11 protein-coding genes are annotated in these 11,789 nt (G+C 32.1%); all 11 read right to left on the bottom strand.

Going from position 1 to position 11,789, the window contains the following annotated elements; translation table 11 throughout:
* Nucleotides 1-775 (bottom strand): amidohydrolase family protein (locus tag ACI3VO_RS13910; RefSeq protein ID WP_439758493.1); only part of this gene is annotated, 775 nt, incomplete at its 3' end.
* A gap of 157 nt (nucleotides 776-932) precedes the next feature.
* The gene (locus ACI3VO_RS13915; protein ID WP_439758494.1) at nucleotides 933-1,886 is read right to left on the bottom strand and encodes an L-lactate dehydrogenase; all 954 of its coding nucleotides are present in this window, start codon (nucleotides 1,884-1,886) and stop codon (nucleotides 933-935) included.
* A 425-nt stretch (nucleotides 1,887-2,311) separates the two neighbouring features.
* Nucleotides 2,312-3,181, bottom strand: a complete 870-nt coding sequence (locus ACI3VO_RS13920; protein ID WP_439758495.1) for a methionyl aminopeptidase — start codon at nucleotides 3,179-3,181, stop codon at nucleotides 2,312-2,314.
* A gap of 10 nt (nucleotides 3,182-3,191) precedes the next feature.
* Complete coding sequence (locus ACI3VO_RS13925) at nucleotides 3,192-4,418, bottom strand: peptidase U32 family protein (protein ID WP_439758496.1); 1,227 nt, start codon at nucleotides 4,416-4,418, stop codon at nucleotides 3,192-3,194.
* A gap of 195 nt (nucleotides 4,419-4,613) precedes the next feature.
* Nucleotides 4,614-5,981 carry an NCS2 family permease gene (locus ACI3VO_RS13930; RefSeq protein WP_439758497.1) on the bottom strand — a complete coding sequence of 456 codons (1,368 nt, stop codon included), beginning with the start codon at nucleotides 5,979-5,981 and terminating at the stop codon, nucleotides 4,614-4,616.
* A gap of 246 nt (nucleotides 5,982-6,227) precedes the next feature.
* Nucleotides 6,228-6,827, bottom strand: coding sequence for a TIGR04100 family radical SAM protein (locus ACI3VO_RS13935; protein WP_439758498.1), 600 nt, complete (start codon nucleotides 6,825-6,827; stop codon nucleotides 6,228-6,230).
* Nucleotides 6,828-6,899: 72 nt separating this feature from the next.
* A complete protein-coding gene (locus ACI3VO_RS13940; RefSeq protein ID WP_439758499.1) occupies nucleotides 6,900-7,430 on the bottom strand; it encodes a TIGR04002 family protein in 531 nt (176 codons plus the stop codon).
* Nucleotides 7,431-7,680: 250 nt separating this feature from the next.
* Nucleotides 7,681-7,917, bottom strand: a complete 237-nt coding sequence (locus tag ACI3VO_RS13945) for a hypothetical protein (protein WP_439758500.1) — start codon at nucleotides 7,915-7,917, stop codon at nucleotides 7,681-7,683.
* Between the two features lie 82 nt (nucleotides 7,918-7,999).
* Nucleotides 8,000-8,668 (bottom strand): response regulator transcription factor, encoded by a 669-nt coding sequence (locus ACI3VO_RS13950; RefSeq protein ID WP_439758503.1) that lies wholly within the window; start codon nucleotides 8,666-8,668, stop codon nucleotides 8,000-8,002.
* A 189-nt stretch (nucleotides 8,669-8,857) separates the two neighbouring features.
* The gene (locus ACI3VO_RS13955; protein ID WP_439758501.1) at nucleotides 8,858-11,362 is read right to left on the bottom strand and encodes a heavy metal translocating P-type ATPase; all 2,505 of its coding nucleotides are present in this window, start codon (nucleotides 11,360-11,362) and stop codon (nucleotides 8,858-8,860) included.
* 244 nt (nucleotides 11,363-11,606) lie between these two features.
* Nucleotides 11,607-11,789: hypothetical protein (locus tag ACI3VO_RS13960; RefSeq protein WP_439758502.1), on the bottom strand; the 183-nt coding region annotated here is incomplete at its 5' end.

The following is an 11,789-nucleotide window of genomic DNA, read 5'->3' on the forward strand; positions in this document are numbered from 1 at the left end:
CTCCTATACAATCTAGCTTCCTTTTCACAGCATCCTTGACATTCATAGTTTGAAAATATACTCTTAAATCAATCCCATTGTCAAGCCCTTTTGCAAACCATCTCTCCAAGTCAACATCTAAATCCCTTATAAAACCTACGCCACTCACACTGTGAATATGCGCAACTCCCCTGCTCGCTAGATAATCTACGGCATTTTGCATATTTTTTATTAAATTTATTATCGATATAGAATTAGTAATATAATCAGAAACTGCAAAGAACGCCTCTTGATTCATTTCACCAGTATCCTCGTGATATCCCCTCAGATTTTTTATTTTATCTTTGACCTTATTTAGCAAAGCCGAATTCAACACACACGCATGCCCATCGTATTTTACTAAAAAAATCGGCCTATCATTGCATACACTGTCGAGCTCTTCTCTCGTCACAAGCCTTTTTTCCCTAACACTGTGTGGCGATGCTCCAAATGCGATAATCGTCTTCTCTTTCGTATTTTTAACAAATTCCTTCAACATCCTTAGTAACTCCTGGTTGCTAGCAGCCTCCATTACATTTAATCCAGAATGAAACGTCGCAAAGCTAGCAAAATGAATATGACTATCTACAAATGTCGGAATTATCGCCTTATCTTTAATATCGATTATTTCATTATCTAAATATCTATCGTCTAGTTCATCCCCCACAAATAAAATCTCACCGTTGTCCTCAACCAAATAACTAGCAACTGTATCATGTTTATCACACGTTATTATGGTTCCTCTATATATTTTCATATTTTGTATCTCCCATTTTGTAAATTAACTATATATAAAATTATAGCAAAGTTTTAGTTTGATATAATGATAATTCACATTTTAATCGAAATAAAAAAATGAGCTAAACACCATAATTAACTTAGATATTTGCTCATTTTCTTCGACTATTAAATTTTTATTTTAGATTATTTTCTAAATCCAATTTCCCAATATTCTCCTTCATAACAACGACAGACTTATCAAACTTCTCCTTCTCACCCTTATCAAGTGGCAGCTCGATAACCTCTCTAACTCCATCCTTATTGATAACACTAGGCACAGAAATATAAACATCATCATGACCATACTGCCCATCTAAATAAGCAGATACACTTAAAATACTATTTTCATTTTCAAGTATCGCCTTAGTAATCCTTGCAAGCGACATACCTATTCCGTAGTAAGTCGCCTTTTTAGCTTTGATTATCTTATAAGCGATATTTCTAACCTCATCCTCTATATCGGCTAGCTCTTCAAAGCTTATCCCCTTATTCTTAGAAGCCATATGGTAAATCGGCTGCACTCCACAAAGCGCATAGCTCCAAGGTACAAACTGAGAATCGCCATGCTCGCCTATTACATATGCGTGGATATTCTTTTGATTTATATCTAATTTATCAGCAAGTGCAGATCTAAGTCTCGCCGAATCAAGTGTAGTTCCTGAACCTATTACTCTCGACTTATCAAATCCAGATAATTTCCATGCTGCATAAGTCATAATATCTACTGGATTTGTCGCTATCAATATTATTCCATCGAATCCTGAAGCTTTGATGCTTCCTATTATATTTTTCATAACACCTATACTTTTATGTAAGGTATCTAATCTAGTTTCGCCCTCAATTGGCGGTGGACCCGCTGTGATGCAAACTAATGCCGCATCTTTAAGGTCAGCATAATCACCTGAATATATCTTCATCTTTCTAGGTGCAAAGCTCAATCCGTGGTTTAGGTCTATCGCTTCACCTTCTGTTTTCTCTTTGTTGATATCGATTAAAACGAGCTCCTCACATATTCCTTGATTGACCATAGAATAAGCATAACTCATTCCAACCATTCCTGTTCCAATAATTGCTACTTTTGATTTCATTTTCTCCTCCGCTGTCATATTACCTATTAAATTAAATAACCTCATTTTTTATATATCTATTTTGTCCAACAAATGAAATTTTACTCACTTTTAATATCTTATCATATTTCTTCCATTTTTATATGAATTTCCGCAAATTGGAATACATTACCACAAACCTTGCAAAATCAACAATACAATTACCAAACTTGTCTTATTGTTAATATGTTTAATTTCTTTGTGATAAAAATCTTGTAATAACTTGTATTAATTTATTCTTAATACCGACAAATTTTCAACAAAGACCTTCCGACCAAGTAACTTATAAATAAAACCGTAAAATTTATCACAAAATCCTTAAACATAATTACAATAGCTCTAGCTGTAATACTCCTATTAGTAAACAAATAAAAAAGCCTGTATTTTTCAATACAGACCCTTTCAGATTAATAAGTTAATATTTCACAACCATCTTCAGTTACTAATATCATATTTTCCCATTGAGCAGATAACTTTCCATCCTTTGTATAAGATGTCCATCCATTATTTTGATCTATATATAAATCATATCCACCTTGATTTATCATAGGCTCTATAGTGAACATCATACCTGGAACCATTATCACGCCTTCATCTTCGTATCCATAGTGGAATACAAATGGATCTTCGTGGAATTCCACACCTATACCGTGTCCACCAAATTCTCTTACTACTGTATATCCGTGTTTGTGAACATATTCTTGGATAGTTGCTCCGATTACACCCATTGGAACCCAAGGCTTAACCTTTGATATTGCTAGTTCCATAGACTCCTTAGTTACCTGTACTAATTTTTTAGCTTCTTCACTGACTTCACCTATCATGTACATTCTAGATGCATCTGAGTAGTACCCATTGTAGATTGTAGATACGTCTACATTTATTATATCGCCGTCTTTTAATACGACGTCTTCTGATGGTATACCATGGCAGATTTGGTCGTTTACTGATGTACAAACGCTCTTTGGATATCCGCAGAATCCAAGTGGAGCAGGTATTGCACCATTTGCAACTGTAAAATCGTGAACTATAGTATTTATTTCTTCTGTAGTCATTCCAGCTTTTATGTGTTTTTCGACTTCATCTAAAACAGCTGTGTTTATTCTCGCACTTTCTTTTATTTTTTCAATTTGTTCTGCGTTTTTTATCATATCTCTAGTAGGTATTTCGTAACCTTCTCTAGCGAATTGTTTTAATTTTTCATCGAATTCCATGTGGCATTTTTTATATTTTTCGCCGCTGCCACACCAGCATTTACTATTTCTTCCTAATAACATTTTTTCCTCCCTAACCTTTTATTATCGGTTTTCTAAGTATATAATTTTCGTAGGCTTCTATACCTAATTTCATTTTTACTATTTGTCTTGCATGAGGCGCTGATTCTATCGGCTCCCCATCTTCATTGTACATCTCTAAGATAGTTGTAAACATAGTCTCCTTGTAAGGTCCTATTACCTCTATCTCTTCACCTACAGACATTTTATTTCTTTGTTCTACTATTAAATATCCATCGTCACAGACTTCCTTTACAATTCCTATGAAATCGTAATTTCTTATATATGAAGCTGATTCGTAGTTGTTTGAATTTTTGCCTGGTCTATCTAGGAAAAATCCTGTAGAGTAATCTCTATGGCTTCCTTTTTTAAGTTCGTCTAGCCACATCGGATTGAATTTCCAGTTATCTGGATCCTTGTAATATTCATCAATAGCCATTCTGTAGGCTCTTACAGTTGTAGCCACATAATAAGCAGTTTTCATACGACCTTCGATTTTTAGACTAGTTATTCCACTGTCAAATATTTCCGGAATATATTTTATCATACATAAATCCTTTGTATTGAAGAAAAATTGATAATCTTCATCGTCTAGCACATTTTCGTAATCGCCATTTACGTCCTCAACTAAGTTGTACTTCCATCTGCAAGACTGAGCGCAAGAGCCTTGGTTGGCATCTCTACCTGTCGCGTAATTACTTATTACGCATTTCCCAGAGTAACTCATACACATAGCTCCGTGTATAAATGATTCTATGTCTAAATCACGAGGTGTATTTTCTCTAAGCTCCTTAGTCTCTGCAAACGACATCTCTCTAGCCGTTACAATTCTCTTCGCACCTTGCTCATACCAAAAATTAGCAGCTATGTAATTAGATGTACTAGCCTGTGTGCTTATATGTATCTCCATATCAGGAGCTACTCTTTTGACTATGTTAAACACTCCTGCATCACTTACTATAACCGCATCTACACCTATTTCATCAAGCTCTTTTATATAATCAGCTAAACTGTCTAGCTGATCACTTCTCGGTATAATATTAACTGTTACAAAGACCTTTTTGCCCATATTATGAGCAAATTCTAGCCCTTCTATCATATCCTCTTTTGAAAAATTTTTAGCAGCAGAACGCATACCAAAAATCTCGCCACCTATATAAACTGCATCTGCTCCGTAAATAAAAGCAATCTTTAACTTTTCTAAATCACCAGCAGGTGCTAATAATTCTACCTCTCTCATTCTATCTCCTTTACTTAAAATAAAATTTATATCAGCAATACATTTTAATTATTCCCATTTTCTTTATTTTATATCAAAAATCTACTACTAGATTATAACATAAAAATAGTGCCCTCATACAGTAATTATCAATACTGGTATAAAAGCACCACTTTTTTCATATACTATTATACTAGAATCTCTAGTATTATTATACTACATAAACCATAATTTTAGTATAAATAAAATAGCTAAAATTATCATTACTACAGATACATGTTTTCTATCTTCTTTTTTAGCTATTAAGTTGTATAATACGTTTATAAATACATAAGATAAAACACCTAATGTTAAACCATCACCTATAGAATAAGTTAAAGCCATTCCACCTATTGCCATAAATGCTGGCACACCTTCAGTTATATCGCCGAAGTCTATATCCTTAACTGCACTCAACATCAAATATCCAACATAAATTAACGCTGGAGCTGTTGCGCAAGAAGGTATTGCTATAAATATTGGAGAGAAAAACATAGCTATTAAGAATAATACACCTACAGTTATTGCAGTGTAACCAGTTTTTCCACCTTCAAGTACACCTGTTGAACTTTCAACATAAGTTGTTACAGTTGAAACTCCTAACCAAGAACCTATAGTAGTTGCAAAAGCATCTGCAAGTAATGCTCTACCTACATTTTTAACTTTTCCATCTTCATCTACCATATTAGCCTTTGAAGCAACCCCAACTACAGTACCTACTGTATCGAAGAAGTCTACAAATAAGAATGTGCACAATACTGTTATGAATTGGAACATACTATCTGGATGAGTTATATATCCAAAATCTATTTTGTTTACTATTGGAGCTGGAGATTCAAATTTAAATACTCCACTTGGTAGATAAATTCCAAGATTAGCTGCAACCTCTGGATTTATAAGAGCATATCCCCAAGCTAATAAAGAAGAAATTACTATACCTATTAATATAGATCCTCTTATATTTTTCTTGCTTAAAACTGCTGTTATAACTAAGCCTACACAAGTTATTATTACAGCTGGAGTGAAGCTTCCCATTGATACTAATGTAGCATCGTTGTTTACTACTAAACCACAGTTTACTAGACCTATAAAGGCTATAAATAATCCTATACCACCTGAAACTGCTAGTTTTAAGTTCTTTGGAATTGCATTTACTACAGCTTCACGAACTTTTAATAATGATAAGATTATAAATATAATACCTTCGACAAATACTGCTGTCAATGCGACTTCCCAACTTACACCCATACCTAATACTACAGTATAAGCAAAATATGCATTAAGTCCCATACCTGATGCTAAAGCGAAAGGCATATCTGCAATTAATCCCATTATGAAACATCCTATCGCAGCACCTAGACATGTAGATGTAACTAATGCCCCTGCTGGCATACCTGTTTCAGATAAAATACTTGGATTGACAGCTATTATGTAAGCCATTGTCAAGAAAGTTGTAAGACCAGCCATCATCTCTGTTTTTTTGTCAGCGTCTTTATTAGTCAGTATTGGAAATAACTTTTGCATAAATGTTGCTTCTTGATTCATAAATAATACCTCCTATTTAATTTATTATTACGAATATTATTGTAAATTATTTGATAAAAAAAGTCAATAATACATATAAAATGTTATACTTTATCTAATATTATTCGTTTTTAGTACTTTTTAAAATAAAATTAAAACTCTCTCTTAAATAAGAGAGAGTTTTGTATACTATTAATCATATATATTATACTTTTATATTATTTGTTTTTATTAATTTATTTTTATTATTTCTTATTTATATATTTTTTATCCATTTTTTACTCTTACTCTAAGTGGTATGCCTAGTGAATCAGCTAATTCTTGAGATTCTTGTATTTCTTTATCAGAAATTTCATCTACCACTGAAAAACACACTTCCTTCAAACAAGCTTTACAATCCTTAGCAAATTGAAGCATTGCATCGAATGATTTAATTCCAAATGCTGGTTGTGTAACCTTTAAATAAACCTCTTTATTAGGAGCATTCAAGCTTATTGACACGCTGTCTATAGCATCTTTAAGTAGTACAGCTGTTTTTTTCTTGTGAATTAAATCAGCAAGTCCATTAGTGTTTATTCTTGTCTTTATATCTTTTTTGCTCTTTATATATTTAGCAAATTCAACTACCTCGTTTATTCTCATAAGAGGTTCGCCGTATCCACAAAATACAACTTCTTCATAATCATCTAAATCGAATTTTTCTAATTCTTGTTTTAATTCGTCCATTGTAGGCTCGTGATCTAGCCAAAGACTGTCGCTGCCACCTACACTGTCTGTAATATTTCTTATGCAAAATACACATTTACAGCAGCAAAGATTTGTTATATTTACATATAAGCTATTTCTTATTGGATATAATAATGTCATACCTTTCTCCTTATCTAGCATATTTCTAATAAATTTTTACTTTATTTATTGCTTTGCTTCTTTAAATCGAGATTATTCCATATAAAATTTCTTAAATCCTACTTTGTCTAAAACAACCCCTAATATTATATACACTATAAAGCTTCCAACAGGTTGTACTAAACCAATTCCTGTAAGCACAAATGCAGCCTTCATATTTCCAAAAAGAATACCTTCAGCTAGCATATAAAGTGCACTTCCTATTACTCCGCCTAAAAAAGCAGCAATTACATTTCTAACAGTTATTATTCTATCACTTTTACTTGAAAAAAACAAAATTGAAATTGGTTTTATTATCACTGTAGGTATAACCCAGATAAAAGCTCCTGTTGTAAAATCAGCAAGACCTGCACCTATTGCACCACAGACTAAAGCATATGGAAGAGGAAGTATTGACGCACTCAAGTATATAATCGCATCTCCTACATGTACATATCCCCCATTTCCAACTGGAATATGTAGTATATATCCTGTAACTAGACAAGTTATAGCCGCCATTAAAGCCGCTGTGACTAAATTTTTTGTTTTAACTGATACATTTTTATTTCCTTTAATATTCTCCATTGTACTACCTCCAAAAAAATTATATTTTGATTATAATACAATTCGCGATATAATTGTTATATTTTTACATTTTTTATATTTTGTACTGATACAATATAATTTAATTCCGTTTATTATATGAGTACAATTAAAATTTCAAAATAAAAACTATGAATCGTTTTTATAAAAATTTCGACTCATAGCTTTTATAATTTATAATATCTCAACATTTAGCTAATAAAAGAGCTGTTGATTTTGGTTGAGTAGGCTTTTATTTGTAAGAATTATCTTTTTTTTCTTCTCTAGCCTGTCTCTCCATACTTCTTCTGTATTCTTCTTCTTTATATTCTTCCATTAATTCATCTTTTTTGTCTTCTACATTTTGCATTATTCCCATAGCTTCGTCTTTTAAATCCATCGCTGTATGCTTTACACTATGTCCTACCTTTTGCATGCCTTCTTTTAGATCCTCTTTCATATTTTCCATATGCTTTTTAAAACTAGTCATATTACTACCTCCTTATAATACTATTATTATTTTTCCAAAAATAATTTAAAATATTTATAAAGAGGAATAAATTTTTATAAAACTAAATATCTTTTTTAAGAGTATATCCTATTCCTTTTACTGTTTTTATATACGGTAAAACGATTTTCTTTCTTATATTCTTAATATGCGCATCGACTATTCTAGTGTCGCCGAAATAATCATATCCCCAAATACTGTCTAATAATTTTTCCCTAGTTACAACCTGAGGATAGTTTTCAATAAGCGCCTTTAAAATCTTAAATTCTTTGAGCGTCAAATCTATAATGTCATCTTCTATCTCTACAGAATACGTCTTTAAGTTTAATTTTATTTTTTCAAATGTTATATAAGACTCCCTTTTATCTATTTTAGCTCGTCTAAGAACTGCCTGAATTCTTCTAATTAATAAATTATAAGAAAATGGTTTTATTATATAATCATCACACAACAAATCAAATGCTTTTATTTGATCCTTTTCGCTACTGAGTTCAGTTACAAATATAATCGGAATATCTGATTCCTTTCTAATCATTTTACAAACAGAAAATCCATCTAAATTAGGTATATTAATATCCAAAAGAACTAAATCATAGTAATTTTCTTTATACATTTGAATCGCTTCTAAACCATCCTCTGCACAGTCTACTTTATAACCATTTGAGGTCAAAAATTCTTTTAATAGCTGCTGGCTTTTATAATCATCTTCTACTGTTAATATATTCACTTCCATCATTTAACCTCCTAAAATCGTAAAAAGACCTGTGTAATATAATATTCATTTTTGCCTTTAGAAATATTATATCATAATATGTTTTCTATTTTTTGAATATTTTGTTTTATTTTATTGTATTTTTATTTTAATTTATTATATTTAAAAAGCCCCCAAATTTTGGGGACTCCTAAATATATTTATGTTCAATTAATTGTATGGTTTAAACTTTCTCAGTCTCAATGCATTTGATACTACTGATACAGAACTTAAGCTCATCGCTGCTGCCGCTATCATAGGATTTAGAAGAGGACCTCCAAATATGTATAGAACTCCTGCTGCTACCGGTATTCCTATTGTATTGTATCCAAATGCCCAGAATAAGTTTTGTTTTATATTTCTTATTGTATCCTTGCTAAGCTTGATTGCTGTTGGAACATCCATTAAATCATTTTTCATTAAAACTATATCTGCTGATTCTATTGCAACATCTGTTCCACTTCCTATTGCCATACCTATGTCTGCCGCTGCAAGAGCTGGTGCATCGTTTATTCCGTCTCCAACCATCGCTATGAAGTTGCCTTCTGCTTGTAGCTTTTTAACCTCGTTTGATTTATCCTCTGGAAGTACTTCAGCTAGGACTATGTCTATTCCTACTTGTTTTGCTATTGCATCTGCTGTGTTTTTATTGTCGCCTGTTACCATTGCTACTTTTATACCTAGGCTGTGTAAAAGATCTATCGCTTTTTTACTGCTTTCTTTTACGACGTCTGCTACTGCGATTATTCCAGCTAGTTCGTTATCTATTGATATAAACATAGGTGTTTTTCCTTGTTTTGATAATTCTTCGTATTTATTTTCTACTATGTCTAAAGATATGTTTAAGCTTTCCATCATTTTTATGTTTCCAAGATTTACTTCTTTGCTGTCGATAACTGCTTTTATACCTTTACCTGTTACTGAAGTAAATTTTTCTACATTTATTAAATCTATTTTATTTTCTTCTGCATATTTAACTATAGCTTCACCAAGTGGATGCTCTGAGCCTTTTTCTGCTGAAGCTGATAGCTTTAATATATAGTCTTTTTGGTAATTGCCAAATGTTATTATATCTGTAACTTTCGGTTTTCCTTCTGTTATTGTACCTGTTTTGTCAAATATAACTGTGTTTACCTTGTGTGCAAGCTCTAGAGCAACACTGCTTTTTATAAGTATACCATTTTCGGCACCTTTACCTGTTCCTACCATGATAGCTGTAGGTGTTGCTAGTCCTAGTGCACAAGGGCAAGCTATTACTAATACTGATATAAATATTGTAAGCACGAAAGTCGTATTTTGTTTGCCTACAAATGCCCAAAGTAGTGCTGCAACTATTGCAATAGATATAACTGTAGGTACAAAATACCCCGCCACAGTATCTGCAAGCTTGGCAATTGGAGCTTTTGTTCCCTGTGCGTCTTCTACAAGCTTTATTATTTGAGCTAGTGCAGTATCTTTTCCTACCTTTGTAGCTTCAAATCTAATAAGACCGTTTTTGTTTATACTTGCACCTGTCACGCTGTCTCCAATAGTCTTTTCAACTGGCATACTTTCTCCTGTAAGCATTGATTCGTCTATTGATGTATGTCCAAATACAATTTTACCGTCTACAGGTATTTTTTCTCCCGGCTTTACTACTACTATATCGCCGACTAAAACCTCGTCTATTGAAACCTCTACCTCTTTATCATCTACTAAAATTATAGCTGTTTTTGGTTGTAGTCCCATTAGCTTTTTGATGGCTTCAGAGGTTTTTCCCTTTGATCTAGATTCTAAGAACTTACCAAGAAGTATTAAAGCTATTATTATACCGGCACTTTCAAAGTAAAGCTGATGGTGGTGAGACATATGCTCAGCCATTGAAGCACCTGAGTTATTTATTAGATTTATAGTAGTGTATAAGCTGTATATAAACGCTGATGATGTACCTATTGCAACTAGAGTGTCCATGTTAGGACTTCCGTTAAAAAGTGATTTAAACCCGTTTATATAGAATTTATATCCGACTAACATTATAGGAACTACGAGTACAATTTGTATAAGCGCGTAGTTTATTATATGAGTATCTGGACTTATAATGTCTGGAAGTGGCCAAGGTCCGATTGGACTTGGAACCATAGGCCCCATAGCTACATAAAATAGAGGTATCGCAAAGCAAATTGCAGTTATGAATTTTTTAAATAGAGTGTTTTTTTCTCTTTCTTTTCTTTGTTGATCCTCGTCAACAGTCTCCTTGTTTTCTTCTGTTATAGGCTCATATCCTGCCTTTTCTATTGCCTTTGTGATTTGAGATAATCTGACCTTAGATGGATCGTAAGAAATTGTAGCCTTTTCTGTGGCTATATTTACACTGGATTCCTTGACTCCATCTAGTTTTTTAGTTACTCTCTCTACGGCTTTTGAGCAAGCTGCACAAGTCATTCCGTGAACTGTAAGCTCGATTTTCTTTATGTTTTCTTCTTTTACAAGCTTGTAGCCTGCTTTTTCTATTGCTTTTGATAAAATTTCATAATTTACCTTATCAGCTTCGTATTCTACAGTTAATTTTTCTGTAGCTATATTTACATTTTGACTTACTACACCGTCGATTTTTCTGACTGCTCTTTCAGCTGCTTTGGCACAAGCTGCACACATCATACCTTCGACTTTGTAGGTTTCTTTGATTGTACTGTCCATAAGATTTCCTCCTCTTTAATTTATCAATTTATTTATATTAGAAAATATCTCATTTTAAAAATACCCCCTATAGGTATATTAAAACATATTTTTTTTAATTTCAATATTTTCTTGTATATTTTTGAAATAAATTAAAAAAATTGGATTTTACTATTCTAAATTATTTTTATTTATGTATAAATTTTCATAAGATATCTTAAAATGCACAATTCCAAACAAAATCATTATAGCTAAAGCTATATAATTATTCATCCATATAGATACAAAAATAAAATACATAACTGGAAACACAGCTAATAGATTCTAAAATTTTATTTTGATTAGAAGCTTCTTCCTCAATATTTTTAGGTAGAAGTAAAAAATACACTATGTTAATAAGCATCGGCAATAAAAAAATCACTAACCCATATACTGAAAATTTAAATTC

Origin of the sequence: Intestinibacter sp. (assembly GCF_051866655.1) — a bacterium.
In the GTDB taxonomy this organism is placed as follows: Bacteria; Bacillota; Clostridia; order Peptostreptococcales; family Peptostreptococcaceae; genus Intestinibacter.